This is a genomic window from Kitasatospora sp. NPDC058170 (assembly GCF_042883905.1).
Taxonomy (GTDB): domain Bacteria; phylum Actinomycetota; class Actinomycetes; order Streptomycetales; family Streptomycetaceae; genus Kitasatospora.
The window spans coordinates 1-25,415 of the sequence record NZ_JBHVUV010000059.1; the positions used below are offsets into that span (position 1 = coordinate 1).

General features: G+C 71.9%; 28 protein-coding genes. 11 read left to right on the forward strand and 17 right to left on the reverse strand.

What is annotated here, in order from left to right; all coding sequences use genetic code 11:
* Positions 1-89 precede the first annotated feature (89 nt).
* The gene (locus tag ACFVVX_RS36700) at positions 90-368 is read right to left on the reverse strand and encodes a type II toxin-antitoxin system RelE/ParE family toxin (protein WP_387952366.1); all 279 of its coding nucleotides are present in this window, start codon (positions 366-368) and stop codon (positions 90-92) included.
* Between the two features lie 3 nt (positions 369-371).
* A complete protein-coding gene (locus ACFVVX_RS36705; protein ID WP_387952367.1) occupies positions 372-653 on the reverse strand; it encodes a type II toxin-antitoxin system Phd/YefM family antitoxin in 282 nt (93 codons plus the stop codon).
* A gap of 297 nt (positions 654-950) precedes the next feature.
* Between ACFVVX_RS36705 and ACFVVX_RS36710 the strand changes: the two genes are divergently transcribed.
* Entirely contained in the window at positions 951-1,169 is a 219-nt protein-coding gene (locus tag ACFVVX_RS36710; protein WP_387952369.1) for a DUF4287 domain-containing protein, read from the forward strand.
* Positions 1,170-1,171: 2 nt separating this feature from the next.
* Here ACFVVX_RS36710 and mqnP read toward each other — a convergent pair whose 3' ends face one another.
* Both mqnP and ACFVVX_RS36720 read right to left on the reverse strand, forming a co-directional pair.
* Positions 1,172-2,077 (reverse strand): menaquinone biosynthesis prenyltransferase MqnP, encoded by a 906-nt coding sequence (mqnP, locus tag ACFVVX_RS36715; protein ID WP_387952370.1) that lies wholly within the window; start codon positions 2,075-2,077, stop codon positions 1,172-1,174.
* Positions 2,074-3,531 (reverse strand): menaquinone biosynthesis decarboxylase, encoded by a 1,458-nt coding sequence (locus ACFVVX_RS36720; protein ID WP_387952372.1) that lies wholly within the window; start codon positions 3,529-3,531, stop codon positions 2,074-2,076. The genes mqnP and ACFVVX_RS36720 overlap by 4 nt, the downstream gene beginning before the upstream one ends.
* A gap of 109 nt (positions 3,532-3,640) precedes the next feature.
* Here ACFVVX_RS36720 and ACFVVX_RS36725 point away from each other — a divergent pair, with 109 nt between their 5' ends.
* The 4 genes from ACFVVX_RS36725 to ACFVVX_RS36740 all read left to right on the forward strand — a co-directional run bounded on the left by ACFVVX_RS36725 (position 3,641) and on the right by ACFVVX_RS36740 (position 7,242).
* Positions 3,641-4,033, forward strand: a complete 393-nt coding sequence (locus ACFVVX_RS36725; protein ID WP_387952373.1) for a PLD nuclease N-terminal domain-containing protein — start codon at positions 3,641-3,643, stop codon at positions 4,031-4,033.
* 438 nt (positions 4,034-4,471) lie between these two features.
* Complete coding sequence (locus ACFVVX_RS36730) at positions 4,472-6,073, forward strand: acyl-CoA carboxylase subunit beta (protein ID WP_387952375.1); 1,602 nt, start codon at positions 4,472-4,474, stop codon at positions 6,071-6,073.
* Positions 6,074-6,171: 98 nt separating this feature from the next.
* Positions 6,172-6,384, forward strand: coding sequence for an acyl-CoA carboxylase subunit epsilon (locus ACFVVX_RS36735; protein ID WP_387952376.1), 213 nt, complete (start codon positions 6,172-6,174; stop codon positions 6,382-6,384).
* Between the two features lie 228 nt (positions 6,385-6,612).
* Positions 6,613-7,242, forward strand: coding sequence for a ScbR family autoregulator-binding transcription factor (locus ACFVVX_RS36740; protein WP_387952377.1), 630 nt, complete (start codon positions 6,613-6,615; stop codon positions 7,240-7,242).
* Positions 7,243-7,292: 50 nt separating this feature from the next.
* Here ACFVVX_RS36740 and ACFVVX_RS36745 read toward each other — a convergent pair whose 3' ends face one another.
* On the reverse strand, positions 7,293-7,910 hold the full coding sequence (locus tag ACFVVX_RS36745; RefSeq protein ID WP_387952379.1) for a ScbR family autoregulator-binding transcription factor: 618 nt from the start codon (positions 7,908-7,910) through the stop codon (positions 7,293-7,295).
* A 352-nt stretch (positions 7,911-8,262) separates the two neighbouring features.
* Between ACFVVX_RS36745 and ACFVVX_RS36750 the strand changes: the two genes are divergently transcribed.
* On the forward strand, positions 8,263-9,387 hold the full coding sequence (locus tag ACFVVX_RS36750) for a ScbA/BarX family gamma-butyrolactone biosynthesis protein (protein ID WP_387952381.1): 1,125 nt from the start codon (positions 8,263-8,265) through the stop codon (positions 9,385-9,387).
* Between the two features lie 40 nt (positions 9,388-9,427).
* Here the strand turns inward: ACFVVX_RS36750 and ACFVVX_RS36755 are convergent, their stop codons facing one another.
* From ACFVVX_RS36755 to hemL, 7 genes are all read right to left on the reverse strand, one after another.
* Positions 9,428-9,832: a hypothetical protein gene (locus tag ACFVVX_RS36755; protein WP_387952383.1), complete on the reverse strand. Its 405-nt coding sequence runs from the start codon at positions 9,830-9,832 to the stop codon at positions 9,428-9,430.
* Between the two features lie 120 nt (positions 9,833-9,952).
* Positions 9,953-11,083 (reverse strand): c-type cytochrome biogenesis protein CcsB, encoded by a 1,131-nt coding sequence (gene ccsB / locus ACFVVX_RS36760; protein WP_387952384.1) that lies wholly within the window; start codon positions 11,081-11,083, stop codon positions 9,953-9,955.
* Between the two features lie 3 nt (positions 11,084-11,086).
* Positions 11,087-12,883, reverse strand: a complete 1,797-nt coding sequence (locus ACFVVX_RS36765; protein WP_387952386.1) for a cytochrome c biogenesis protein ResB — start codon at positions 12,881-12,883, stop codon at positions 11,087-11,089.
* 2 nt (positions 12,884-12,885) lie between these two features.
* Complete coding sequence (locus ACFVVX_RS36770; protein ID WP_387952388.1) at positions 12,886-13,659, reverse strand: cytochrome c biogenesis CcdA family protein; 774 nt, start codon at positions 13,657-13,659, stop codon at positions 12,886-12,888.
* Positions 13,656-14,264: a TlpA family protein disulfide reductase gene (locus ACFVVX_RS36775; protein WP_387952390.1), complete on the reverse strand. Its 609-nt coding sequence runs from the start codon at positions 14,262-14,264 to the stop codon at positions 13,656-13,658. Before ACFVVX_RS36775 ends, ACFVVX_RS36770 begins: the two co-directional genes overlap by 4 nt.
* A 165-nt stretch (positions 14,265-14,429) precedes the next feature.
* A complete protein-coding gene (locus ACFVVX_RS36780) occupies positions 14,430-15,077 on the reverse strand; it encodes a histidine phosphatase family protein (protein WP_387952407.1) in 648 nt (215 codons plus the stop codon).
* 65 nt (positions 15,078-15,142) lie between these two features.
* On the reverse strand, positions 15,143-16,474 hold the full coding sequence (gene hemL / locus ACFVVX_RS36785) for a glutamate-1-semialdehyde 2,1-aminomutase (RefSeq protein ID WP_387952392.1): 1,332 nt from the start codon (positions 16,472-16,474) through the stop codon (positions 15,143-15,145).
* A gap of 438 nt (positions 16,475-16,912) precedes the next feature.
* Between hemL and ACFVVX_RS36790 the strand changes: the two genes are divergently transcribed.
* Positions 16,913-17,395, forward strand: a complete 483-nt coding sequence (locus ACFVVX_RS36790; RefSeq protein ID WP_327678121.1) for a hypothetical protein — start codon at positions 16,913-16,915, stop codon at positions 17,393-17,395.
* A 96-nt stretch (positions 17,396-17,491) separates the two neighbouring features.
* On the opposite strand, the gene ACFVVX_RS36795 is transcribed toward ACFVVX_RS36790, so the two are convergent.
* The 5 genes from ACFVVX_RS36795 to ACFVVX_RS36815 all read right to left on the reverse strand — a co-directional run bounded on the left by ACFVVX_RS36795 (position 17,492) and on the right by ACFVVX_RS36815 (position 23,423).
* A complete protein-coding gene (locus ACFVVX_RS36795; RefSeq protein ID WP_387952393.1) occupies positions 17,492-18,994 on the reverse strand; it encodes an MFS transporter in 1,503 nt (500 codons plus the stop codon).
* A gap of 143 nt (positions 18,995-19,137) precedes the next feature.
* A complete protein-coding gene (locus ACFVVX_RS36800; RefSeq protein ID WP_387952394.1) occupies positions 19,138-19,626 on the reverse strand; it encodes a MarR family winged helix-turn-helix transcriptional regulator in 489 nt (162 codons plus the stop codon).
* Positions 19,627-19,737: 111 nt separating this feature from the next.
* Positions 19,738-21,018, reverse strand: a complete 1,281-nt coding sequence (locus ACFVVX_RS36805; RefSeq protein ID WP_387952396.1) for a hypothetical protein — start codon at positions 21,016-21,018, stop codon at positions 19,738-19,740.
* A gap of 206 nt (positions 21,019-21,224) precedes the next feature.
* Positions 21,225-22,862 (reverse strand): RICIN domain-containing protein, encoded by a 1,638-nt coding sequence (locus tag ACFVVX_RS36810; protein ID WP_387952397.1) that lies wholly within the window; start codon positions 22,860-22,862, stop codon positions 21,225-21,227.
* Between the two features lie 321 nt (positions 22,863-23,183).
* On the reverse strand, positions 23,184-23,423 hold the full coding sequence (locus ACFVVX_RS36815; protein ID WP_387952399.1) for a chaplin: 240 nt from the start codon (positions 23,421-23,423) through the stop codon (positions 23,184-23,186).
* A 230-nt stretch (positions 23,424-23,653) separates the two neighbouring features.
* On the opposite strand from ACFVVX_RS36815, the gene ACFVVX_RS36820 reads away from it, so the two are divergent.
* The 4 genes from ACFVVX_RS36820 to ACFVVX_RS36835 all read left to right on the forward strand — a co-directional run bounded on the left by ACFVVX_RS36820 (position 23,654) and on the right by ACFVVX_RS36835 (position 25,349).
* Positions 23,654-23,905, forward strand: a complete 252-nt coding sequence (locus ACFVVX_RS36820) for a chaplin (protein ID WP_387952400.1) — start codon at positions 23,654-23,656, stop codon at positions 23,903-23,905.
* Positions 23,906-24,239: 334 nt separating this feature from the next.
* On the forward strand, positions 24,240-24,482 hold the full coding sequence (locus ACFVVX_RS36825; RefSeq protein WP_387952402.1) for a chaplin: 243 nt from the start codon (positions 24,240-24,242) through the stop codon (positions 24,480-24,482).
* A gap of 111 nt (positions 24,483-24,593) precedes the next feature.
* Entirely contained in the window at positions 24,594-24,863 is a 270-nt protein-coding gene (locus ACFVVX_RS36830) for a chaplin (RefSeq protein WP_387952404.1), read from the forward strand.
* A 120-nt stretch (positions 24,864-24,983) separates the two neighbouring features.
* The gene (locus ACFVVX_RS36835) at positions 24,984-25,349 is read left to right on the forward strand and encodes a hypothetical protein (protein ID WP_387952406.1); all 366 of its coding nucleotides are present in this window, start codon (positions 24,984-24,986) and stop codon (positions 25,347-25,349) included.
* Positions 25,350-25,415 lie beyond the last annotated feature (66 nt).

Sequence of the window (25,415 nt, forward strand, 5' to 3'; positions counted from 1 at the left end):
CCTCGTACTGGACGTACTTGGGCTTTCGGCCGGTGCGGCGAGAGTGCGTGCCGGGCGTCGCGACGGGGCGAAGGTTGCCTGACGCGGCACTAGAGGCGCCGGTAGACGTCGCGGCGGTTACCGACCGCCATGACCCACACGATGATCTGACGCTCCTCGATCGTGTAGACGACCCGGTAGTCCCCGACGCGCAGCCGCCACCGGGCGCTGTGCCCCTGGAGCGCCTTGATGTCGAAGGACTCGGTGCTGCCCTCGTCCAGCGCTCGCTGGAGTTCGGTGAGGCGGTACATGATCCGAAGGGCATCGGGGCGGGGGATCTTCAGCAGGTCCCGCTGGCCGTGCGGAGTGAACCGCGTCGTGTGGCCCATGGCTCAGCCGTGCTGGGAACGGAGCATTGCGGCCATCTCCTCGAGGGAGACCGATCCCTCGACGCCCTCGGCCTCGGCCTCGTCGGCCAGCCGGTTGAGCCAGGCGTCCTCGGCCTCGTCCGCCAGTCGGCTCAGCCGCCGGTACTCCTCGATGTCGATCACCACGGCCTCCTGCCGCCCCCGCCGGGTGATGATCGTCGGTGTCTCGTCCCTGCGGGCCCGGTCGATGACATCCGCGAGGTGGCTCCGGACCTCGGCCATGGACGCGATCACAGGTTCACTCATGCATCAAATGTACCGGATGTACATCCGGTACGGGATGCCTTCACGAGGACGAGCGCGGACGGGCCGACCCGGCACCGAGGGCCGCGCGCCCCCGATCGAGCGGCCGCCGCACCACGTGACCCGGATCACATCCGCCCCAGCGATGAGTTCCGCTCACGCCCCCGGTCCTACCGGCATGACGAACACGCTCACCGCAGCCCCGATCGGGGGCCGCACTCGGCCTCCTCCGGCTGACGGCGTGACAGTCACCGAAGAACGATCCACCCACCACCGAGCCACCACCGAGGAGAACCCGTCATGAGCACCGAGACCCCCAAGGGCAACCCCGCCAGCTACTTCCCCTCGATCGAGAAGAAGTACGGGCAGCCGATCGCGCACTGGCAGGAGCTGATCCGCTCCTCCCCGCTGACCAGGCACATGGAGCTGGTCGCTTGGCTGAAGACCGAGCACGGCCTGGGCCACGGACACGCCAACGCCCTCGTCAAGCACACGCTCGACGAGGGCGGGAAGGGCTGAGCTCAGAGGCCGAGGCCGCGCATCACCAGGTCCACCAGGGCGAAGAAGAACAGCGAGATCCCGACGAACCCGTTGGTCTGGAAGAACGCCCGGTTCAACCGCGACAGGTCGCCCGGCTTCACGATGGTGTGCTCGTAGACGAACGCGCCCGCCACCACCGCCAGCCCGACCCAGAAGGCCGGCCCGGCGTCCGTCAGGACGGCGTACCAGCCGAGCAGCAGCGTCGTCAGGGCGTGGCAGACCCGCGCCCCCCGGACCGCCGCCGGGACGCCGAAGCGGGCCGGGACGGAGCGCACGCCGCCGTCGCGGTCGGAGGCGACGTCCTGGCAGGCGTAGATCAGGTCGAAGCCGCCGATCCAGATGCCCACCGCGAGGCCCAGCACCACCGCGTCCCAGGACCACGAGCCCGTGACGGCGAGCCAGGCGCCGATCGGGCCCATCGCCTGGGCGAGGCCCAGGATGGCCTGCGGGAAGTCGGTGAACCGCTTGCCGTACGGGTAGACCACCATCGGCACGACGGCGACCGGGGCGAGCGCCAGGCAGAGCGGGTTGAGCAGGGCGGCCGCACCGAGGAAGACCACCAGCGCGATCGCCGAGCCGATGTACGCGGTCCTCAGCGCGACCGCGCCGGTGACCAGTTCGCGCCCGGCCGTGCGCGGGTTCCGGGCGTCGATCTCCCGGTCGATGATCCGGTTGGCGGCCATCGCGAAGGTCCGCAGGCCGACCATGCACACCGTGACGATGAACAGTTCGCCCCAGTGCACGCGCTCGTCGGCGAGGAACATCGCGGTGAGGGCGGCGATGTAGGCGAAGGGCAGGGCGAAGACCGAGTGCTCGATCATCACCAGGCGTAGGAAGGACCTGACCTTCCCCGGCGGGACCTCGGGGAGGGCGGCGGCGGTGCTCACAGCCCGTACTCCTTCCAGCGGCGGTCGACCAGCTCGGCCGTGGCCGGGTCGGAGGAGACCATCTCCGGCCAGCCGCCGTCCCGGGTGTAGCCCTCCTCGGGCAGCTTGCGGGTCGCGTCGATGCCCGCCTTGCCGCCCCAGAACTGCTGGTAGGACGCGTGGTCGAGGTGGTCGACCGGGCCCTCCACCACGGTGAGGTCGCGGCTGTAGTCCACGTTGCCGAAGGCCCGCCAGGCGACCTCCTGGTAGTCGTGCACGTCGCAGTCGGAGTCCACCACGATGATCAGCTTGGTCAGCGACATCATGTGGGCGCCCCAGATGGCGTGCATCGTCTTCTGGGCGTGCTTGGGGTACTTCTTGTCGATCGAGACGATCACGCAGTTGTGGAAGCCGCCGGCCTCGGGCAGGTCGTAGTCGACGATGTCCGGGATGATGATCTTCAGCAGCGGCAGGAAGAACCGCTCGGTGAACTTGCCCAGCGGGCCGTCCTCGGTCGGCGGGCGGCCGACCACGATGGACTGCAGGATCGGGCGCCGACGCATCGTCACGCAGTCGATCGTCAGGGCCGGGAACGGCTCCTGCGGGGTGTAGAAGCCGGTGTGGTCGCCGAACGGGCCCTCGGGGAGCATCTCGCCGGGCTCCAGCCAGCCCTCCAGCACGACCTCCGCATCGGCCGGGACCTGGAGCGGGACGGTCTTGCAGTCGACCATCTTCACCCGCTCCCCCGCGATGAAGCCCGCGAACAGGTACTCGTCGATGTCGCCGGGCAGCGGCGCGGTGGCGGCGTAGGTGACGGCCGGCGGGCAGCCGAAGGCGATCGCGACCGGCAGCCGCTCGCCGCGCTTCGCCGCCACCGCGTAGTGGTTGCGGCTGTCCTTGTGGATCTGCCAGTGCATGCCGATGGTGCGCCGGTCGTGCCGCTGCAGCCGGTAGAGGCCGAGGTTGCGGATCCCGCTGTCCGGGTCCTTGGTGTGGGTCAGGCCCAGGTTGAAGAAGGACCCGCCGTCCAGCGGCCAGGTGAACAGCGCGGGCAGGTCGTCCAGGTTGACGTCGTCGCCGGTGAGCACCACCTCGTGCACGGGCGCGTCGCCGGACTTCACGTTCCTCGGCGGCACGTGGGCCATCGAGGCGAGCTTGCCGAAGGCGTCCCGGAAGCCGGTGAAGCCCTGCGGCAGCTCCGGCTTCAGCAGGCCGGCGATCTTCTCGGAGATGTCCTCCGGGCCCTTCAGGCCGAGCGACTTGGCGAGCCGGCGCTCGGTGCCGAAGACGTTCATCGCCAGCGGCATCGAGGAGCCCTTGACGTTCTCGAACAGCAGCGCCGGGCCCTTGGCCTTCTGCACCCGGTCGACGATCTCGCCGATCTCCAGGTGGGGGTCCACCTCGGCCTTGATGCGCCTGAGGTCGCCTTCGCGGTCGAGTGCCCGGAGAAACGAGCGGAGATCGTCGTATGCCATGCCAGTCAGTATCCGCCACCCGATAGCCTGGCTCGGTCAAGGGCCCCCTGGAGTCGAGGACCCCGGGGAGCCGCCGCCGCAACCGCCGTCGCCGGGGGAGATCACCGCCGTGCTGAGGATTCTGACCGTCGTGCTCCCGCTCGCCCTGTGGGTGTGGGCCTTCATCGACTGCCTGACCGCCCCCGAGGACGAGGTGAAGCACCTGCCCAAGGTGGTGTGGGTGATCATCGTGCTGCTGTTCCCGCCGCTCGGCCCGATCGCCTGGCTGGTGGCCGGCAAGCGGCGCGGGTTCGCACCGGGCCGGTCGGCGGACCCTGCGGAGTCCGGCCGCCCGCGCGACGGCCGGCCGCTCGCGCCGGACGACGACCCCGAGTTCCTCGCCTCGTTGAAGAAGGACGACAAGCAGCACGAGGACATGCTCAAGCAGTGGGAGGCCGATCTGCGCCGCCGCGAGGAGGAGCTGCGCGGCCGGGACGAGCCGGAGGACGGCCGCAAGAGCTGACGCGGCTCCCTCGGACAGCCCACTCGGGACCTTCCGGGTGGGCTGCGGCGTTTTTGGCGTATCCCTACGACTTGCGAAGCCCCCGGGGCGCGCGGACCCACTCGCCCGATCGGCTCAAGCAAGCCTTGAGCGATCCTTCAGCGGACCCGGATACAGTGCTGATTGACGGCCCTGACCTGCACGTTTCCTCATGCTCAGATCATCAGACAATCACCCAAGCAGCAACCCCCCGTGTTCGATCGGACACGGTACGCACAGGGTGGCGAGGTCCGGTTTCTGTGCAGCCCTGACATGTAAACGCACGCGACCTTGTACGGAATCAACGCCGAAACCAGGACGCGGCCCCTCGTACAGTCATAAGTGAAGAAGTGATTCGCAGCCGGGGGCAATGCAGACGTTGGCTGTCGGACAGTTCCCTCACCCTTGGAGTGGTTCGAGATGACGGTTGTGCATGAGGCGCCGGTCGGCGACGAGATCCCCGAGATCCCGGCCGACGCCCACGGGCGGGTCGCCGAGCTGCACGAACTGCGCGAGCAGGTCCGCCGCGGCCCGAGCGAGAAGGCCACCGAGGCGCAGCACGCCAAGGGCAAGCTGACCGCCCGCGAGCGCATCGACCTGCTGCTCGACGAGGGCTCCTTCCGCGAGGTGGAGCCGCTGCGCCGGCACCGCGCCACCGGCTTCGGCCTGGAGGCCAAGAAGCCGCACACCGACGGCGTCATCGTCGGCTGGGGCACCGTGCACGGCCGGACCGTGTTCACCTACGCGCACGACTTCCGGATCTTCGGCGGCGCGCTGGGCGAGGCCCACGCGCAGAAGATCCACAAGATCATGGACATGGCCATCGCGGCCGGTGCGCCGCTGGTCTCGCTGAACGACGGCGCCGGCGCCCGCATCCAGGAGGGCGTCACCGCCCTGGCCGGCTACGGCGGCATCTTCCAGCGCAACACCCGGGCCTCCGGCGTCATCCCGCAGATCTCGGTGATGCTCGGCCCGTGCGCCGGCGGCGCCGCGTACTCCCCGGCCCTCACCGACTTCATCTTCATGGTCCGCGAGACCTCGCAGATGTTCATCACCGGCCCGGACGTGGTGCAGGCCGTCACCGGCGAGAAGATCACCCAGAACGGGCTCGGCGGCGCCGACGTCCACTCCGGGGTCTCCGGCGTCTCGCACTTCGCGTACGACGACGAGCAGTCCTGCATCGAGGAGGTCCGCTACCTCCTCTCGCTGCTGCCGCAGAACAACCGCGAGATGCCGCCGTCCGTCGTCACCGACGACCCGGTGGACCGCCGCAACGACGTCCTGCTCGACCTGGTGCCCGCCGACGGCAACCGCCCGTACGACATGCGCAAGGTGATCGAGGAGATCGTCGACCACGGCGAGTACCTGGAGGTCCACGAGCGCTGGGCCACCAACGTGCTGTGCGTGCTCGCCCGGATCGACGGCCACGTCACCGGCATCATCGCCAACCAGCCGCAGTCGCTGGCCGGCGTGCTCGACATCAACGCGAGCGAGAAGGCCGCGCGCTTCGTCCAGATGTGCGACGCCTTCAACATCCCGCTGGTCACCATGCTGGACGTCCCCGGCTTCCTGCCCGGTGTCGACCAGGAGCACGACGGCATCATCCGCCACGGCGCCAAGCTGCTCTACGCCTACTGCAACGCCACCGTGCCGCGCATCCAGCTGATCCTGCGCAAGGCCTACGGCGGCGCGTACATCGTGATGGACTCCCGCTCGATCGGCGCGGACCTCTCCTTCGCCTGGCCGACCAACGAGATCGCGGTCATGGGCGCCGAGGGCGCCGCCAACGTGATCTTCCGGCGCGACATCAACGGCGCCGAGGACCCCGAGGCGATGCGGGCGCAGAAGATCAAGGAATACAAGAACGAGCTGATGCACCCGTACTACGCGGCCGAGCGCGGCCTCGTGGACGACGTCATCGACCCGGCCGAGACCCGCCAGGTCCTGGCCTCCTCGCTGGCCATGCTGCGCACCAAGCACGCCGACCTGCCGAGCCGCAAGCACGGCAACCCGCCGATGTAGCACCACAGTTCAGCGCACCGCAGGACCCGCGCACCACTGATCCGTGCACCGCAGTCCGCCACCGACCACACACCGCATCCGCCGGGGAGACACCGGACATGACCGCTTCCGCCGAACCTCTCGTCCGTATCGTCCGCGGCTCGCTCAGCGACGAGGAGCTCGCCGCCCTGACCGCCGTGCTGATGGCCCGCGCCGCGGCCGCCCAGCAGGCCGCGGCCGCCGCCGCGCAGATCGAGCCGATCGCCAACTGGCAGCGCCTGGAGCGCCGCCCGGCGTACTACTCGCCGGTCAGCTGGCAGCAGGCCGCCTGACCCGCCAGCCTTCCGCACCGACGGCCGGTCACCCACTCGGGTGACCGGCCGTCGGGCGTTCCCGGCCCTTTCCCGGCCAGGTCCGTTCGTCTGCGTACCGTCCAATCGGCCCGCCCCGGACACACCCGGCTCGGTAGAATACCTACTGGACGGTTTGCGACCCGCCGCCCGTCGGCCCCCACAGGACCGGGCCGCTGCCGAGTACCGGAACCATGCAGGGAGGCTGCGATGGCCAGGCAGGCCCGCGCGCTGGCAACCCGCCAGGCGGTGCTCCTCGCGGCCGCCGAGGTGTTCGACGAGCGCGGCTACGCCGCCGCCACGATGGCCGAGATCCTGGACCGCGCAGGCGTCACCAAGGGCGCGCTGTACTTCCACTTCCACTCCAAGGAGGAGCTGGCGCTCGCCGTCATCGAGGGCCAGGGCGCCTGGCTCGCCACCTGGCAGCCGGCCTCCGACAGTCCCGTCCAGACCCTGATCGACCTCAGCTACGCCTTCGCGCGCGCACTGCAGGAGGACCCGCTGCTCCGCGGCTCGATCCGGCTGACCATCGAGCACGGCAGCTTCACCCAGCCGCAGATCGAGGCCTACCAGGGCTGGTCGGACGCGGCCGGCGGGCTGCTGGAGCGCGCCCGGGAGGCCGGCGACCTGCACCCCGGGGTGGACCCCGCCGCCGCGGCCGGGGTGATCACCGGCGCGGTCACCGGGATACAGCTCAGCTCCCAGGTGCTGACCGACCGGCAGGACCTGCTCCGGCGGATCACCGACCTGTGGACGCTGGTCCTGCCGGGGCTGGTCCAGCCGCACGCGCTCGCCCGGCTGACCGTCGCGGAGCGCGCCCCGCAGGCGGCGCACGCCTGAGCGGGCCCGGCCCAAGCCCCCACGGGCTCCGGACGGCCCCTGAGCGGGGGTCAGACGCGATAGGCCGGGCAGCGCTCCCCGGACACCAGGGCCGGCAGTGCGGCCGCCCAGAGGCCGCACACGGCCTCCGGCCGCAGCCGGTCGGCGTCCTCGGCGGCCAGCAGCACCAGGCCGGCCGCGAGGGTGGTGAGCAGTTCGGCGGCCTGCCGGTGGTCCACCCCGGGGCGCAGCTCCCCGGCCGCCCCGGCGCGGTCCAGCAGGCGGCGGACGACGGCGGTCAGGCTGCGCCAGGTGTCGGCAGGGGCGACCTCCGGCCCGCCCTCCTGGCGGGTCCCCTGGCCGAGCTGGATGCCGGCTCGGACCACCACGTCCTCGCGCAGCAGTCGGGCCAGCTCGTACGAGAAGTCGATCAGGCCCTGCAGGGGCGGGCCGGCGCTGCGCAGCGCGCGCAGCGCGGCGGAGCCGATCTCGCGCCCGGCGGCGGCGCGGACGCCGTCGGCGAGCGCCTGCTTGGAGACGAAGTGGAAGTAGAGCGCGCCCTTGCTCACACCGGCCCGACGGCTGATGTCGACCAGGCTGGCCGACTCGAACCCCGCGTCCGCGAACGTGTCCGCCGCGGCGAGCAGAACGGCCTGCCTGGTCCGCCCCGCACGTTCCTGCTTGACCACTCGGTCCCTCCGGCTTCGGCCCGGGCGAGGTCCCGGCCCACCCGGCTGCTGTCGGTGCGCCGCCGCCCGTGGGGCGACGCCTCGCATGCGGACGGCACCGGCCTAAACCGCATGGTTGGTATCTAATCTAGCGCGACGTCGAACCCCGCCGTCCAGCGGGGATGCACCCCCGCCGGTCGTCCGGAACTTGCCCGCTTCGGCATTCCCGCAGCCCAGCGGCCCCGGTCAGGCGACCACGTCGGGCTCTCGGGTAAGTCCTACCCCGAACGGAGGAGGCAAACCGGGTGGTCTGTATGTTTTACTGTGGCCGCTGTTGCGGTCGATCGTTCGACACCCGGGAGTGGGGCCCGTCATGCCAATGATCGTAGATCCGGATGTGGTCGGCCCGTATCCCCACCCCGCTCCCGGCTACGACTTCCATGAGCGGACCGTCTCCCGGCACCTGGTGCACCGGGCCTCGGTCTCCGAGGTCCTCATCACCGGGTGGCAGGCCACCGGCCTGTACGACTTCCTGCTCGGCGCCCAGTGGCCCCGGCTGCACGGCTTCTACCGACTGCCCGGCGACCGGCACCACGACCCGCTGCTGCTGGCCGAGACGGTCCGCCAGGCCGGGCTGCTGATCGGGCACGTCGGCTTCGGCGTCCCGCGCGGCCACCACTTCGCGATGGACGACCTCTCGTACGCGCTGGGCCCGGCCGGCCTCGACGGGCTGGCCGTCGCGGGCGAGCCCACCTCGCTGATGCTCCGGGTCGCCTGCGAGGACGTCCGGATGTCGCACGGGCGGCTGGCCTCGCTGCGGGTGCACGTCGAGGTCGAGCGGGCCGGGTGCCCGGTCGGCCGCGGCTCCGCGCTGCTGCGGGTGATCTCCCCCACCTCGTACGCGCGGCTGCGCGACGCCGGGCGGCGGGCCGCCGCACCCGGGCCGCCCGGGGCGCCGACCGCCCCCGAGCTGGTCGGGCGGGAGCTGGCCGCGGACGTGGTGCTGAGCCCGTCCCTGCTGCCGGGCAGCTGGCTGCTGCGGACCGACCCGGGGCACCCGGTGCTGTTCGACCGGTCGCTGGACCACGTGCCCGGGATGCTGGTGCTGGAGGCCGCCCGGCAGGCCGCCCAGCGGCTGCGGCACCCCGAACCGGTGGTGCCGGTCGAACTGGTCTCGTCCTTCAGCGGCTACATCGAGCTGGACCGGCCCTGTCTGGTGCGGGCGGTCCACGAGGACGGACCGGACGGCGGCGGCCCCGACGGCGGCGGACCGGGCGGGGTCCGGCGGCCCGGACCGGACGGCGGCGGGCCGGAGCACCGCCCGACGGCCGTCCGGGTGCTGCTGGTGCAGGACGGCCGCACGGCGGCCGAGTGCCGGCTGCTGACCGGTCCGGTGGCCGGGCCGGTGAGCGAGGCGGCCACCGCCCAGCTGGGCCAGGCCCGGCGGGAGGCCTTCGAGGACTGCCCCGCCGAACCGGGCCTGCCGCTCGCCAGCTGACGCCGGGCCCGGCCGAGCGGGCCGGACCCGGAACGGGTCGTCAGGCCGCGACCAGCGCCGCCGGCCGCCCGGCGTGCATCACGCTGAGGTTGGCGGCCAGCCGGACCGGGTCCTGGGCCAGCCAGAGCCGCAGGGCGGCGCCCAGCATGGCGCTGGCCGAGCCGATCCGGACCTCGGTCACCTGGGCGATCCGGGCCGCCCCGGGCACCAGCAGGTCGGCCAGCGGGGTCGGCAGCCAGACCGTCAGGGCGCACGGCGCGGGGGCCGTGAGGGCGCCCAGCAGCCGATAGGCGTCCGTCCGCGAGCTGAAGGTGGGGATGATGTCCAGCAGTCCGTCGGCCACGACCTCGGACACGTCGCTGCGGTGTCCCTGAGCGAGCCGGCGCAGCAGCGTGCGCTCGGCGGCGGTGATTCGGACGGTCAGCATGACCTCGTCGCACTCCATTGCGCGATTTCCTCCTCGTTGCTCCCCGTGCCGGCACCGGCGGCCGACACGAACTACCCCTGTCACACCTCGGCCCGGCTTCCTCTGCGGAGCGCCGGGCCGGTGGGTGGTCCCTCCCGGTCAGATGCCCGCGTACGAGTGCTTTCCGGTGACGAAGATGTTCACGCCGTAGTAGTTGAACAGCCAGCAGGCGAAGGCCGCCAAGGCGAGGTAGGCGGCCTTGCGGCCCTTCCAGCCGGCGGTCGCGCGGGCGTGCAGGTAGCAGGCGTAGGCGACCCAGGTGATGAACGACCAGGTCTCCTTCGGGTCCCACTCCCAGTACTTGCCCCAGGCGTGCTCGGCCCAGATCGCGCCCGCGATGATGGTGAAGGTCCAGAGCGGGAAGACCAGCGCGTTGATCCGGTACGACAGCTTGTCGAGCGTGGACGCGGCGGGCAGCCGGCGCCAGATCGACGGCGAGGTGCCGAGCGGGCCCCTGGCCAGGCCGGCCGCCATCCGCTTGTCGAAGGAGTCCTTGCCCACGAACAGCAGGGTCGCGATGAAGCCCGCGTAGAAGGCGCCGCCGCAGATGATCGCGGTGGAGACGTGGATCGCCAGCCAGTACGAGTGCAGCGCCGGGACGAGCTGCTCGGATTCGGTGTAGAGCACGGAGACGGCGACGCCCAGGGTGAGCAGCGCCGCCAGGGTGACCGGCAGGCCGAGCCAGCGGACCGGCTTGCGGGCGGCCAGCAGGCCGAGGTACGCGACCGTCATGGCGAGCGCGAAGGCGCAGGAGAACTCGTACATGTTGCCCCACGGCCAGCGGGAGACCGAGAGCCCGCGGGCGAGCACCCCGCCCGCGTGCAGCAGGGCCGCCAGCACGGTGAGCGAGACGGCGATCCGGCCGGCCATGTCGGCCTTCACGCTGGTGCCGGCCGCGCCCGGGCCGTCCTCCTCGTCCCCGCCGCGGCCGCTGGTGACCACGGTCGCGCCCTCGCCCGCGAGGGCGGTGCGGGTGAGCGTGGTGGTGCCGCCGCCGGCCGAGGCCACCGTGACGGTGACCTTCTTCGCGCCCTTGGCGTCGGCCGCGGCCACCGTCTCGGCCAGCCCGCCGGCCTGCTCGGACGAGCGGACGGCGACGGCACCCTTGCTGCCGAAGGTCCACTCGAACATGTGGGCGAGCATGGCGATCGTATAGACGACCATCGCCGAATAGATCAGTTTGTTGGAGAGGTCGGCCAGGCTGGGGTCGACCGCCGAGGCGAGATGCACCGTCTACTCCTTGGAGTTCTGGTCGGCAGGGACTGCGGGGTCCGCGGGCGCTGAGGCCGCGTCGGCCTCGGGGTCATCGGGGTCGTCAGGGTGATCGGGGTGATCGGGACCGTCCGGGGCACCGGGGCCACCGGTCACCGGGGCGTCGTCGTCGGCCTCGTCCTCCACCGCGGGGGCGTCGTCCTGGAGGTCGACCGCGAGCTCCGCCAGCTCCTCGGCGATCTTCGCCGACTCGCTGCGGGCCAGCCCGGCCAGCTCGACCAGGGTGCCGCCGCCGGGCAGCGCCACGGCGCGGACCCAGATCCGGCGGCGCTGCACGAACAGCGAGCCGATCAGGCCGAGGATCGCCAGCACCCCGCCGGCCAGGGCGATCTCGTTGCCCGGCCGGTGCGAGATGTTGAAGCTCGCCCACTGCTTGTAGCCCTCGAAGGTGACCGTGCCGTAGCCGTCCGGCAGCTCCCAGGCCTGGCCCGGCTTCAGCCGCGCCTTGGCCGGCTTGTCACCGTCCTGGAGCTGGGTCAGGTTCTTCTGGTTGAGCTGGTAGACGTTCTGCGGCAGGCCGGAGTCGGTGCCGAGGTCGCCCGCGAAGGCGTTCAGCACCAGCTCCGGGGCGGCGTCGCCCGGGAACAGCGAGACCGGGCCGGTGCCCTCGAAGCTGAGCGGGGCGGTCGGCAGGAAGAAGCCGGAGAAGCCCAGCTGGGTCTTCCTGCCGTCCTTGTCGCCGTAGTCCGAGACCTTGACGACGCCGGTGGAGGTCAGGTTGCCGTCCTGCGGCAGGAACGGCGTCGCACCGGAGTAAACGACATCGCCCTTGGCGTTGCGCACCTTGATCACCGGGGCGTAGCCGTGGCCGATCAGGTAGACCTTGCTGCTGCCGATCTCCAGCGGGTGGTTGACCTCGATCGAGCCCTTGGTGAGCTTCGAGGCGTCGCTGCCCGCGTAGTACTCGACGTTCGCGGTGAACTCGCGGGCGGCGCCGATCTGGTCGCCCTTGGTCTGGAAGCTCGACTTGAAGCTGTCCAGCTTCAGGTAGAAGGGGTCGAGGTCCTCGGTGCCGTAGAACCGCGAGCCGGTGAAGTCGTCCAGCTGCGTGATGGTGTTCGAGTAGCCCTCGCCGCCCACCATCAGCTTGCCGCCGGTGCCGCTGGCCAGGCTCGCCCAGGCGAAGCCGCCGAGCAGCGCGAACAGCGACAGGTGGAAGACCAGGTTGCCGACCTCCCGCAGGTAGCCCTTCTCCGCCGCCACCGAACCGTCGGCCAGGTCGGCCCGGAACCGGCGCCGACGCAGCAGCCGGTGCGCGGCGGCGTTCACCGTCGCGGCGTCCGCGTCGGTGCGCCAGGCCGCGTAGACCGGCATCCGGGTCAGGTTGCGCGGCGCGGCCGGCGGCTGGGCCCGCAGCACGCCGACGAACTGCCAGGTGCGCGGGACGATGCAGCCGGCCAGCGAGACGAACAGCAGGATGTAGATCGCCGAGAACCACACCGAGCTGTAGACGTCGAACAGCTGGAGCTTCTCGTAGACCGGCGCGACCGTGGTGTGCTGCGCCTTCCAGGCCTCGACCTTGAACTGGTTCTGGCCGTTCTGCGGGATCAGCGACCCCGGGATCGCCGCCAGCGAGAGCAGGAAGAGCAGGATCAGCGCGACCCGCATCGACGTCAGCTGGCGCCACATCCAGCGCAGCCAGCCGAGCACCCCGATGCCGGTCGGACCGTCGGACTCGACCGGGGCGGTACTGAGCCGCTCGGCCCGCTCCTCCGCCGCGCCCGGGGGCGTCTCGGTATCGGTCGTGGTCTTGCTCACGGTCAGATTCCGATCTGGAAGTCAGCGGTCCAGGACTGCATGTCGTTCACCATCGCGTCCCACGCGCCGGTGACGAGCAGCAGACCGACCACGACGAGCATGCCGCCGCCGATCCGCATCACGAGCGGGTAGTGCCGCTTGACCCAGCCGAAGGCGCCCAGCGCCCGGCGGAAGGCCAGCGCGGCCACGACGAACGGTACGCCCAGGCCCAGGCAGTAGGCGGTCATCAGCAGCGCCGCCCGGCCCGCGTCGGCCTCGTTGAGCGCCAGGTTCTGCACGGCGGACAGGGTCGGGCCGAGGCAGGGGGTCCAGCCGACGCCGAAGACCACGCCCAGCATCGGCGCGCCCATCAGGCCGACCGCCGGGCGGCGGTGCGAGCGGAGCTCGCGCATGCTCAGCCCGGGCACCAGCCCCATGAACGCCAGGCCCATGACGATGGTCAGCGCGCCGAGCACGATCGAGATGACCCGCTTGTGCTCCTGCAGCGTCGAGCCGAAGTAGCCGAACAGCGCACCGCCGGAGACGAACACCGCGGTGAAGCCGAGGATGAAGAGCAGCGCACCGGCCAGCATCCGGCCGCGCCGGGCCCCGCGCGCGTCGGCGAGGTCGGCGGCGGAGAAGCCGGTGACGTAGGAGAGGTAGCCCGGTACGAGCGGCAGCACGCAGGGCGAGAAGAACGAGGCCAGGCCGGCGACCAGGGCGATCGGCGCGGCCACCAGCAGCGCCCCGCTCTGGATGGTCCCGGTGGTGTCGGCCAGTTGGAGTGCGGCACTCACAGCTTCTGCTCCGCGACCAGGGGCTGCAGGATCGACTCCAGGGCGTCGTCGGTCTGGCCGCCGACGGCGCGGGCCGCGAGCTTGCCGTCCCGGTCGACCAGCAGCGTGGTGGGCAGGGACTGCAGGTTGAGGCTGCCCTTGGGGAACTTCAGGAGCTGGGTGCCGGCCGGGTCGTAGAGGCTGGGGAAGGTGACGCCCTTCTCCTGCTCGAAGCGGACGGCGTTGGCGATCTCCGGGTCCCGGGTGTTGATGCCGAGGAACTGGACGTCCTGGTCCTTGTACTTGTCCCAGACCCGCTGGAGGTCGTCCGCCTCGGCCCGGCACGGACCGCACCAGGAGCCCCAGACGTTGAGGACGACGACCTTGCCCCGGTAGTCGGAGAGCTTGACCGGGTTGCCCTCCAGGGTGCTGCCGGAGATGTCCGGCGCGGCCTGGCGGTGTCCGGCGGCGGCCTTGGAGATGGTGCTCCCCTTGGCGCTGACGAAGCCGATCTGCCCGTCACCGCTGCCTGACGAAGCCGAGGACGAGCAGCCCGTGAGGGCGAGCGCGGCAGCGGCGGCGGTGGTGGCGGCCACTACGGCGAGACGGGGGCGGAGGCGCGTCATGCCAGACATGTGAAAAGTTTCGCATGGAGTTCCGGGCAGGTTCGGGGGGGTCCGACCTTACGTGTCGAACCCCCTCTGACCTGCGGCTGGATCAGACCAATCGGCCGCGCCCGGGGTGATGAAGACCATATTTAGATCGGCCTTACATCACCCGCGGCCACCGGGTCAGGCCCCGAAGCTCTTGCCCACCGGCTTGCCCTTGCCGCCCTTGCCCACCAGGTGCGCCGGCAGCAGGTCGCGGGCCGGCTCGCGGTAGCCGACCGAGACGATCCGGTCGCCCTCGTAGGTGAAGCTGGTCAGCGAGGCCAGCGAGCACTGCCGGCGGCGCGGGTCGTGCCAGAGCCGGCGGTGCTCCACGAAGGAGCGGACGGTCCAGATCGGCAGCTGGTGGCTGACGCAGACCGCCTCGTGCCCGCGCGCCGCGTCCCGGGCGGCGGCCAGCGCGCCCATCATCCGGACGGCCTGCTCCAGGTACGGCTCGCCCCAGGACGGCCGGAACGGGTTGGCGAGGTGCTTCCAGTAGCCCGGGTTCCTCAGCGACCCGTCGCCGACCCCGAAGGTCTTGCCCTGGAAGATGTTGTCCGCCTCGATCAGCCGGTCGTCCACCGCGAGTTCCAGGCCGTGCGACTTGGCGACCGGCTCGGCGGTCTCCTGCGCCCGCTCCAGCGGGGAGGCCACCACGTGCGTGATGTCCCGGCCGGCCAGGTCCTCGGCGACCCGGTCGGCCATCTGCCGGCCCAGCTCGGACAGCCGGTAGCCCGGCAGGCGCCCGTACAGGATGCCCTCCGGGTTGTGCACCTCGCCGTGTCGCATCAGGTGGACGACGGTGATGTCTTTGGCGCTCACTTCTCGGTTCTCCTGGGGGTTGGCTGGGAGGGCTACGCGGGCCGGGCCTCGGCGGCCGCACGGGCGGCGGCCGGCAGGGCGGCGGCGATCCGCTCGATCGCCCGCTCGTCGTGGGACGCCGAGACGAACCAGGACTCGAAGGCGGACGGCGGCAGGTAGACGCCCTGGGCGAGCATCGCGTGGAAGAAGGCGGTGAAACGGTACGCCTGCTGGGTCTTCGCCTCGTCGTAGTTGGTGACGGCGGCCTCGGTGAAGAACACCGAGAACATGTTCCCGGCGGTCTGCAGCCGGTGCACCACCCCCTCCTTGGCGAGCGCGTCCGACACCAGGGCGGAGACCTCGGCGGCGACCCTGTCCACCGTCGCGTACACCTCGTCGGTGCAGCCGCGCAGCTGAGCCAGGCCGGCGGCGGTGGCGACCGGGTTTCCGGAGAGCGTGCCCGCCTGGTAGACCGGACCGGCCGGGGCCAGGTGGGCCATCACGTCGGCGCGGCCGCCGAAGGCCGCCGCCGGGAAGCCGCCGCCCATGACCTTGCCGAAGGTCAGCAGGTCCGGCGCCCAGCCCTCGTGCGCCGCCTCCAGGCCGTACCAGCCGGCCTTGGAGACGCGGAAGCCGGTCATCACCTCGTCGGAGATGAACAGCGCGCCGTTCTCCCGGCAGAGCCGGGCCAGGCCGCCGTTGAAGCCGGGCAGCGGCGGGACGACGCCCATGTTGCCGGGCGAGGCCTCGGTGATCACGCAGGCGATCTCGCCCGGGTACGCCTTGAAGGCCTGCTCGACGGCGGCGAGGTCGTTGTACGGCACCACGATGGTGTCGCCGGCCTGGGCGCCGGTGACGCCCGGGGTGTCCGGCAGCCCGAAGGTCGCCACGCCGGAACCGGCGGCGGCCAGCAGCGCGTCCACATGACCGTGGTAGCAGCCGGCGAACTTGACGATCTTCGCCCGCCCGGTGAAGCCGCGGGCCAGCCGGATCGCGGACATGGTGGCCTCGGTGCCGGAGGAGACCAGGCGGACCTGCTCGACCGGGGCGACCCGGGCGACGATCTCCTCGGCCAGCTCGACCTCGCCCTGCCCGGGCGTGCCGAAGGAGGTGCCGCGGGAGACCGCCTGCCGGACGGCGTCGATCACGGCCGGGTACGCGTGGCCGAGGATCATCGGGCCCCAGGAGCACACCAGGTCGACGTACTCGCGACCGTCGGCATCGGTGAGGTAGGGGCCGGTGCCGGACACCATGAAGCGCGGCGTGCCGCCCACCGCGCGGAAGGCGCGCACCGGGGAGTTGACGCCGCCGGGCGTCACGACCGAGGCGCGGTCGAAGAGCGACTGGGACTGGGGTGCTTCGTAGGGGTAGCTCACGGGAGACATGGTCTCAAATCGTGTCCTTGACCTCTGCATGTCGGACCCGATCATCTGGAACGATGATCCGGGTGCCGAAGTCTGTACGGTTATCCGTACAACGGGGCCCCTGGCTGCTTCCGCTGCACGAACCAGTCAGACTATGTACCTCAGGGTGTGCAGACACTCCGGATGTGCAGGGGCGAGTGCAGGACTGCCGCGTGCCGCGATTGGGTACGGCGGCGACATGACGGGTAAGGAGCACGTCCGGGGGACGCCCGGCGTGCGGGGGTCTGTCGATTCCGGCGAATTCCGGTGAGGATGGTCCGAGTGTCCGAGGCGCAGGACGGCTACGACGAGGCCGCGGGTGGCACCCGCAGGCCCACCGGGGCCGGACGCGGGGGTACGGGAGCGGGTACGGGTCGTGGCGGTCGCGGTGGCGAGAGGCGGGGTGAGGGACGCGTGGGGGTGACCTACAAGTATTTCGGCGCACCCGACCGCGCCACCGCCGCCAGAGTCCCGACCGCGCTCGGTCCGGGCGGACTCGGGCTGGACGCCGGCGAGCTCGGCTCGCTGGGGCGGCTCGGCGACCTGATGGAGACCAGTGGCTCGCCCAACGGGCACCTCTCCACCAAGATCAAGCCGGAGACCATGAGCGCCATGGTCCTCACCGGCATCCAGGGCGTGCCGCTGCACCAGGTCCCGCCGCTGGAGCTGGTCGTGCTGCACCCCGACTACGCCGTCGTCCAGCTCCCGCAGAACGTCGTCGAACCGCTGCGCAAGGCCGACGAGACCGAACTCGGCGCCGCCGCCTTCATCTGGTCCACCGTCCCCGACCGCCGCGGCCCGCGGGACGCGTTCGTGATCTACAGCATGCTGCACGAGTGGCAGGACTTCGCGAACCGCCTCCACGACGCGGGCCACCAGCTGTACTGCCTGGTCTGGCCGTAGCCGCACCATCGGAACACGTCTGCGGGCCGCCGGGGTTGACCCGGCGGCCCGCTTTTGAACGGTGATCAGTTCCTGCCGCGTCAGGTCCGCGGTGCGTCAGAGCACCGGCGGGGCGGTCTCGGCGCGCTCGGCCGCGGCGCCCGCGGGCTTGAGGACGACGGCGGTGAGCAGCAGGGCCAGGGCGAGCAGGCCGGCGGCCACCGCGAAGGCGAGCCGGAAGCCGCCGGTGAGCGCCTCGGCGGTGGAGTGCCCGGCGGCCGTCAGGCTCGCGGTGCGGCTCCCCGCCAGGGTGGTGAGGACCGCGACGCCCAGGGCCGCGCCGACCTGCTGGGTGGTGTTGAACAGGCCGGAGGCGGTGCCCGCGTCGGCCGCGTCGGCGCCGGACATGCCCAGGGCGGTGAGACCGGAGAGCACCAGGCCCCCGCCACCGATGAGCAGCATGGTCGGCAGCAGGTGGACGACGTAGTCGGCGTCGGCCGGCAGCCGGACCAGCAGGCCGAGCGCGGCGACCAGCAGGGCCAGCCCGACCAGCAGCACGTTGCGCTCGCCGAAGCGGGCGTTCAGCCGGGCGGAGAGGAACAGCGAGACCGCGCCGATGGCGACCGCCGCCGGGAGCAGCGCGAGGCCGGTGGCCGCGGCGCCGTAGCCGAGCACGTTCTGCAGGTAGAGGGCGACCAGGATCTGGAAGCCGAACATCCCGGAGATGGCCAGGACCTGCACCGCGTTGGCGCCGGAGACGTTGCGCGAGCGGAACATCCGCAGCGGCAGCAGCGGGTGGGCGGCGCGGGCCTGGCGGACCAGGAAGCCGGCCAGCAGCAGGAGCGAGAGCGCACCGAGGCCGAGGGTGCGGGCGGAGGTCCAGCCGTGGGTACCGGTGCCGACGATCGTGTAGATGCCGAGCATCAGGGCCGCGGTGATCAGTGCGGCGCCGAGGGCGTCGGCGCCGGCCCGCAGGCCGGGGCCGCGGTCGGAGTCGAGCACCCGCACGGCGAGCAGGCCGGCGGTGAGGCCGAGCGGCAGGTTGATCAGGAAGATCCAGTGCCAGTTGAGCGCCTCGGTGAGGACGCCGCCGAGGACCTGGCCGATCGAGGCGCCGGCCGCGCCGACGAAGCTGAAGGCGCCGATCGCCCGGCCGCGCTCACGCGGCTCGGGGAAGAGCGTGATGATCATGCCGAGGCTGACCGCGGAGGCCATCGCGCCGCCGACGCCCTGGAGGAAGCGGGCGGCGATCAGCATGCCCTGGCCGGTGGCGACCGCGCAGAGCAGCGAGGCCGCGGTGAAGAGGGCGATTCCGGCGACGAAGACCTTCTTGCGCCCGATCAGGTCGCCGAGCCGGCCGGCCAGCAGGAGCAGCCCGGCGAAGGCGATCAGGTAGGCGTTGACCGTCCAGGTCAGGTCGGCGGGCGAGAAGTGCAGGTCGTCCTGGATGGCCGGGAGGGCCACCGTGACGATGCTGCCGTCCAGGATGATCATCAGCATGCCCGCGCAGAGCACCGCCAGGGCGAGCAGGCGGGAGCGGGTGGGGGCCGGCGCGCTCGGGGCCGCCGCGTTCGCGGCCGCTCGGCTCGGGGCGGGCTTGGTCGGGGCATGCGTGGTCATGGTGGGGTCTCCCGGTTCGTCGAGTACCGGGTATGACACTAACAGATAGTTTTGTTCGGGACTATCTTTCTCGGGAGCAGATACTCGCGCGCTGCCCCGGCTCCGGACCGCCCGCGCCCGGACCCGCCCGGCCCCGGACCTGCTCAGCCCCGGGCGCGACGGGCCCGCCGCACCGGGCGCTCGCTCTCCACCGGCTCCGCCAGGTGCCCGTCCACCAGCCGGGAGAGCGCCGAGACGAAGATCCCCCGGTCGGGCTCGGGCAGCGACTCCAGCACCTCCCGGTGCACCCGGTCGGCGATCGCGGTGCCCTGCTCGACGGCGTCGACGCCCGCCTCGGTGACCGAGATGATCCGCGCCCGCCGGTCGGTGGCGGAGGGGCGGCGCTCGGCCAGACCGGCCTTCTCCAGCTCGTCGACGGTGACGACCATGGTGGTCTTGTCCAGGTCGGCGAGCTCGGCCAGCTGGATCTGGGTGCGCTCGGTCTCCTGGGCGTGGAACAGCACGCAGTAGGCGCGCGGGGTGATCCCGAGCTCGGTGAAGGCGGCCGCCATCCTGGTCGCCAGGACGTGACTGGCGTGGTCCAGCAGACCGGAGATGTCGCGGATCTGGCGTGCGGGATTGCTCGTCGTCATGCTTCCGAGGTTAGCAAGGCCGTCTGCTCGCGGATGATCCCGTTGACCAACCACCTGCCGGCCCGCTCGGCGGCCCGCAGTCCGACCGCGGGCCACCGGTCCGACCGCGGTCTACGGGATGCCCAGCTCGAACAGCGCGTAGCCCGCGTACCAGCCGGAGGCGACGGCCGGCAGCGCGAACAGGCCCACCAGGGTCGGCAGCCGCAGCCGGCGCAGCGCGATCGCCAGCCCGATGAACAGCGGGAAGGCCGGCAGCAGGTAGCGCGAGATGTTGCCGAAGATCTGGTTGCTGCTCAGCGCGGTGAAGACGGTCAGCAGCGTGTAGACGATCAGGACCAGCGGCGGCCGGACCCTCAGCAGCAGCACCAGCAGGCCCGGCAGGGCGATCAGCAGGGCCACCGCGATGAGGTCCGGGACCGGGTTGGACTGCCAGAAGCTCCAGTGCCCGGTGATCACGTCGAGGAAGCTCTTCGAGGTGGAGGCGCCCCAGTCGAAGTAGCGGTTCCAGGCCCCGCGCTGCAGCTTGAAGTAGCCGCCCCAGTCGCCCATCCGGTAGCCGACCCAGGCGACGTACCAGAGCAGGCCCCACGGGGTGATCAGCATCGCGAAGAGGGGGCGTGCGATGCCGTCCGTACGCCGGATCAGTGCCACCAGCGCGGCGATCGAGACCGCGGCGATCAGCACGGCGGCGGTCGGCCGGTTGAGGCCGGCCACCAGGGCGAGCACCCCGGCCGCCGGCCAGCGGTGCGTCATCACGCAGTAGCAGGCCCAGGCGGAGAGGGCGACGAAGAGCGAGTCCGAGTAGACCGCCCACTCCACGCCCGAGCCGGGGAACAGCCCCCAGACCATCGCCGCGATCACACCCGCCTTGAAGCCGCCGAGCCGGTCCGCCACGGCGAAGATGCCGGCCGCCGCGACGAAGGAGGCCAGCACCGAGACCACGATGCCCGAGCCGTACGGGCCGAGGCCGGTGACGGTCGAGACCAGGCTCATCAGCCAGGGGTAGAGCGGGAAGAACGCGGCCGAGTTCTCGTAGTACGTGGCGAGCGGGTAGCCCTGCAGCGGGATCAGCTGCGGGTCGTAGCCGGACTCGGCGATCCGCTGGTACCAGATGCCGTCCCAGGTGCCGAGGACGTCCCAGGGCCGGGCGCCGCCGCCGCGGCCCGGGTCCTTCTTGAGGAAGTCCCCGGTGTGGGAGAGCAGCAGCATGAAGACGGTCAGGCCGGTGGCCTTCACCACCGCGTACGCGCCGAGTGCGGGAGCGAAGCGGTCGACCGCGGCCGCGAACCGGCCCTGGCCCCGCGCGTCCCCGGGCTCCGCCTCGACGCCGGACGGCTCCGCGCTCGCCGGTTCGGTGCCCGACGTTCTCGGTGTGCTCGATGCCGTGCTCATCAGCTCTGGACTCCCCGCCCCCGCTCGTGATCGGCGCGGCCGTGAACGCGACGCCGTCGGGCGAGCCTACGGCACAGGGGTTCGACGGCCCGAGCCAACCTTCCGTACCCGACCCCCGAAGGAGTAGGGGTCCGGACGGGCCGCGGCCGCACCCGGCGGGCGGGGCCGTCGCCGCCCCGGCGGGGGGCGGCGACGGGGGGCGCCGGTCAGCCGTGGAGGTAGACGATGCCGAGCTTGGTGAGCTGCCAGAGCTGGTTCGGGGCGCCGGTGTCGGCGGCGAGTTCGACGAGGCGGTTGCCCTTGGCGTCGAGGGTGCCGCTCGCGGTGACGACCTTGCTCTGGTCCTGGGAGTCGGCCAGCTTGTAGCGGCCGTCGCCCACCGGCTTGAAGACCCAGTGCTGGTTGCCGCCGCCGTTGCAGCGCCACTGCTGCACCCGGGTGCCGGGGGCGGTGGAGCCGGCGTTGGCGTCCAGGCACATGCCGCGGTTGCCGCTGAAGTCGAGCTCGTAGCTGCCGCCCTGCTTGGCCTCCAGGACGAAGGACTGGTTGAGCCCGCCGGTGGCGGCGTAGGTGATGGCGCTGCGGCCGTTGGTGGAGTCGCCGTAGGTGCCGCCGCCCGTGAGGTCGAGGACCAGGCCGTCGGCCGCGTTGGCGAGCTGGTACCAGGCGCCGTCCTCGGGCACGTCGGCGAAGGGGCGGCCGGGGGTGAGCGGTTCGATGGACGTGGTGTTCTGCTGGTTGAGGGTGCAGTACGCCTGCTGCTGGTCGGGCCTGGCGTAGAACTGGCCGAGGCAGACGCCCTCGCCCCGGTAGCCGGCCACCCGCAGGTGGTACGACTGGCGGACCATGTTCATGCACAGGCCGGGGATCCCGATCTGCTGGTCGCAGCCGTTGCGCACCCACTCGGAGAGGTTGATGACGTCCCCGTTGCTGTACTCGTAGGGCGAGCTGGTCCACTCGGCGCAGACCTCGTGACCGAAGGCGACCCGCCGCTGGTCCAGGTACCGCACGCCGGGCACCTGCTCGGCGGCGGCGCGCAGGGTGTCGCTGAAGAGGGGCACCACCCAGTTGTGGCCCCAGGCGAGGTCCTCGGGGAAGGCCGGGCAGCCGTCGGCGATCTTGCCGATGTAGTCGTTGCGCCGGATGTCCGGGGTGATCGGGTTGAAGTACGACTGGTAGACCAGCTGGTAGGCGGAGTCCGCGTACCCGGCCCGGCGCATGGTCTGACGGATGTTCTGCAGCGCGGCGACGACCTTGGGCTGGACCCGCTTGGCCCGCTGGGCGATGTCCTCGCTGCCGATGGTGTCGCGGCAGCCCTGGTCCTTGGGGATCGGGAAGTACTGCGCGAGGCAGTGCATCATGATGCCGCTGAAGTCGAAGTCGTCGTTGGCGCCGATCGTGACGACGACCATCCTGACGTCGTACCTGGCCGCCGTCTCGGCGAGTTGGACGTCCTGCTTGCGCTCGCCGAAGTCCCCGCTGCCCGGGCCGGTGATCCTGGCCAGCTCGGGGTCGCTGACCAGGTCGCCGGTCTGGGCGCCCGAGCAGGCGAGGTCGACCGGGGTCACGTCGGGGATGCCGGTGACGAAGATCTCCGACTTGGGGTGCCGGTGGCAGTAGTTGGTGGGGCTGTCGGTCTCGGGGAAGTAGGCGTCGCCGGTGTCGGTGCCGGCGCCCTCCCCGGAGATGGCGCTGTCGCCGAGGGCGACGATGGCGGCCGGACGGGCGGCGCCGGCGGCGGCCGGGGCGGTGTCGGCGAGGGCGGCGGGGGCACCGGCCAGGCCGAGGGCGGCGACGAGGGCGCCCGCCGCGAGCAGCGCACCGTACGGGGAGCGGCGCGCCACCGACCTGCTTCGCCGCGCACCTGACAATCGTGACCTGATCACACACGACTCCTTGCGAGGAGGGGGACCGCCCGGCCAGGGGTGCCGGACGGCTCGGAGCGGAACTGCCGGGCGCGGGCGCCGGGCAGGGGCGCGGAGCAAGAAAGGTGAGCAGGTCTCATATTCTAAGTACTGACAAGTAACGCAACAAGGCTTGTGACAGCACCGGGAGTTGCCGCCCCGGGTGGCGCGCCCCCGGCCCGCAAACGCGGCGAGCCGCCGCCCCGCGCCCCAGGAGGGAGGCGAAGGACGGCGGCTCACGCCGGCCGAACCGGGCGTGGGTCAGCCCGCGTTGACGCAGTGGTTGCCGAACGCCGGGTTCAGCAGGCCCACGATGTCGATGGTGTTGCCGCACAGGTTGACCGGAACGTGCACCGGCACCTGAACCTGGTTGCCGGAGATGACGCCGGGGGAACCGGCGGCAACGCCCTCCGCACCCGAGCTGGCCATCGCGGAACCGGCACCGGCCGCGACGATGCCTACCACGGCGGCGCCGACGGCGGCCGTCTTCTTGATGCTCATATGAGCCTCCTGACTATCGACAGAGATGCACGGGGAGTGCGACATCTCCAACGAGCCCTCCCGGGGGCGGTTGCGAGACCTGGCCCACTGTCACCCGACCGGCCCAACGGGCACCCTCCCCCGGGCATTCGGGTGATCAGGCAGTCCGACCGTTTCCCCCCGGGCGCTGCCTCGTTCTTCCTGGCGGAACCCGCTCCACCCAGGCCCTCTCACGAATCGAGTACCGGACCATGCGCAAGCTCGCCCACGCCGCCTTCGGCACCGCGGCCACCGCCGCCCTGCTGGTCGCAGGTGCCGGCGCCGCCGCCGCCCACCACGCCCACGGCGCCTCCGCCGAGGGTGTCGCGGCGAACTCGCCCGGCGTGGCCTCCGGCAACCAGGTCCAGGTGCCGGTGCACGTGCCGATCAACCTGTGCGGCAACTCCGTGAACGTGATCGGCCTGCTCAACCCGGCGTTCGGCAACAGCTGCGCCAACGCCTGACTGCTCCCCCCGACGACCGCCCGGCCGTACCGCCGGGCGGCTCAGTGACTCCCGGGAGATCCCGTCCCGTACCGGTCCGCGTTCCGCCACGGGCCGCGGACCGGTACGGAACCCCTCCTGGTCGCGCCTTTGCACGAATCGTCCCCCGCCGTGCGGGAATTGTTCGCGAGGCGCGGGTACGAGGCGGCCGCACATCGTCCAAGCCACGGACGAAACACGCCATTTGGGCCGCCGGAGTGACAATGCACGGCATTCCAGAAGCCGACGGGCGATGATTCCCTTTCGCCCGGCCCCCGACATTTCCAATCCGTCGGGCAGAAAACGGAGGAAGAACATGCGTAACTTCAAGAAGGCCGCCGCCCTGTCCCTCGCCGCCGCCGGCCTGGTCGTCGGCGCGGCCGGCGGCGCGTTCGCCAGCTCCGGTGCCGAGGGCGTCGCCGCCGGCTCCCCGGGTGTGCTCTCCGGCAACCAGATCCAGATCCCGGTGCACATCCCGGTCAACGTCTGCGGCAACTCGATCGGCGTCATCAGCATCCTCAACCCGGCGTTCGGCAACCACTGCGCCAACATCGGCTGAACCCGCGGTCGCCCAGCGGGCGACTGCTGATTCACCGAGCCCGTGCCGCACTCCGCCGAAGGGCGGGGTGCGGCGCGCTCCACCCGTGTGTGATCTAGGAGATCAACCCCCATGCAGAACGTGAAGAAGGCCGCTGTCCTCACCGCTGCCGCGGCCGGCGTGGTGCTGGCCGGTGCCGGCTCCGCCGCCGCCAGCTCCGGCGCCGAGGGCGTCGCCGCCGGCTCCCCCGGTGTCGTCTCCGGCAACCAGGTCCAGGTGCCGGTGCACGTGCCGATCAACCTGTGCGGCAACTCCGTGAACGTGATCGGCCTGCTCAACCCGGCGTTCGGCAACAGCTGCGCCAACGTGGAAGCGCCCTCGCACCACGCGGACGACTGCTGATCTCCTGATCGGCACGAGCCCAGACCTGACCGCCCCTCGGCCCTCCGGCCGAGGGGCCGTTCGGCATCCCGGGCGCACACCGACCGCCCGGACCCCCGTCCCCCCGAAGGGTGATTCCGCATGGCTTCGAAGATGAGCGGGGCCGGCCTCGCCGCCGCCCTGGGCGCCGCGATGCTGCTCGGCGCGGGCTCGGCGCAGGCGGCGCCGAACCAGAGCGGTACCAACCTCCAGCGCACCGACGTCGGCCAGGCGCTCGGCGGCGCGACCTCCGGCCTCGGCTACGGCGTCGCGCCGCTCAAGGACCTGCGCCTGGACCCGTGGGCCAACTCCTCCGCCGACGTGCTGAACAACGGCGCGACCGTCCAGCCCGACAACTCCGGCCTGGCCCCGATCGGCACCGGCACGCTGACCGGTCCGCTGAGCGCCGGCGGCGGCCCGCGCGACCTGCCGGCCGTCGGACCGCTGCTGGGGGTGCTGCCGGGCTGAGGCCCGGTCGCCCGCACGCCCCGCGGCACGCGTGAGCCCCGGTGTCCCGTCCGGACGGGACACCGG

What these genes read in the sequence shown, in the direction of transcription:
- ACFVVX_RS36820 (WP_387952400.1), top strand. Translation starts at nt 23,654, where the DNA reads ATGCGCAAGCTCGCCCACGCCGCCTTCGGCACCGCGGCCACCGCCGCC.
- ACFVVX_RS36740 (WP_387952377.1), top strand. Translation starts at nt 6,613, where the DNA reads ATGGCCAGGCAGGCCCGCGCGCTGGCAACCCGCCAGGCGGTGCTCCTC.
- ACFVVX_RS36800 (WP_387952394.1), bottom strand. Translation starts at nt 19,626, where the DNA reads ATGACGACGAGCAATCCCGCACGCCAGATCCGCGACATCTCCGGTCTG.
- hemL (WP_387952392.1), bottom strand. Translation starts at nt 16,474, where the DNA reads ATGTCTCCCGTGAGCTACCCCTACGAAGCACCCCAGTCCCAGTCGCTC.
- ACFVVX_RS36780 (WP_387952407.1), bottom strand. Translation starts at nt 15,077, where the DNA reads ATGCGACACGGCGAGGTGCACAACCCGGAGGGCATCCTGTACGGGCGC.
- ACFVVX_RS36720 (WP_387952372.1), bottom strand. Translation starts at nt 3,531, where the DNA reads ATGGCATACGACGATCTCCGCTCGTTTCTCCGGGCACTCGACCGCGAA.
- ACFVVX_RS36830 (WP_387952404.1), top strand. Translation starts at nt 24,594, where the DNA reads ATGCAGAACGTGAAGAAGGCCGCTGTCCTCACCGCTGCCGCGGCCGGC.
- ACFVVX_RS36710 (WP_387952369.1), top strand. Translation starts at nt 951, where the DNA reads ATGAGCACCGAGACCCCCAAGGGCAACCCCGCCAGCTACTTCCCCTCG.
- ACFVVX_RS36755 (WP_387952383.1), bottom strand. Translation starts at nt 9,832, where the DNA reads ATGGAGTGCGACGAGGTCATGCTGACCGTCCGAATCACCGCCGCCGAG.
- ACFVVX_RS36750 (WP_387952381.1), top strand. Translation starts at nt 8,263, where the DNA reads ATGCCAATGATCGTAGATCCGGATGTGGTCGGCCCGTATCCCCACCCC.
- ACFVVX_RS36705 (WP_387952367.1), bottom strand. Translation starts at nt 653, where the DNA reads ATGAGTGAACCTGTGATCGCGTCCATGGCCGAGGTCCGGAGCCACCTC.
- ACFVVX_RS36775 (WP_387952390.1), bottom strand. Translation starts at nt 14,264, where the DNA reads ATGACGCGCCTCCGCCCCCGTCTCGCCGTAGTGGCCGCCACCACCGCC.
- ACFVVX_RS36700 (WP_387952366.1), bottom strand. Translation starts at nt 368, where the DNA reads ATGGGCCACACGACGCGGTTCACTCCGCACGGCCAGCGGGACCTGCTG.
- ACFVVX_RS36805 (WP_387952396.1), bottom strand. Translation starts at nt 21,018, where the DNA reads ATGAGCACGGCATCGAGCACACCGAGAACGTCGGGCACCGAACCGGCG.
- ACFVVX_RS36815 (WP_387952399.1), bottom strand. Translation starts at nt 23,423, where the DNA reads ATGAGCATCAAGAAGACGGCCGCCGTCGGCGCCGCCGTGGTAGGCATC.
- ACFVVX_RS36795 (WP_387952393.1), bottom strand. Translation starts at nt 18,994, where the DNA reads ATGACCACGCATGCCCCGACCAAGCCCGCCCCGAGCCGAGCGGCCGCG.
- ACFVVX_RS36730 (WP_387952375.1), top strand. Translation starts at nt 4,472, where the DNA reads ATGACGGTTGTGCATGAGGCGCCGGTCGGCGACGAGATCCCCGAGATC.
- ACFVVX_RS36735 (WP_387952376.1), top strand. Translation starts at nt 6,172, where the DNA reads ATGACCGCTTCCGCCGAACCTCTCGTCCGTATCGTCCGCGGCTCGCTC.
- ACFVVX_RS36825 (WP_387952402.1), top strand. Translation starts at nt 24,240, where the DNA reads ATGCGTAACTTCAAGAAGGCCGCCGCCCTGTCCCTCGCCGCCGCCGGC.
- ACFVVX_RS36835 (WP_387952406.1), top strand. Translation starts at nt 24,984, where the DNA reads ATGGCTTCGAAGATGAGCGGGGCCGGCCTCGCCGCCGCCCTGGGCGCC.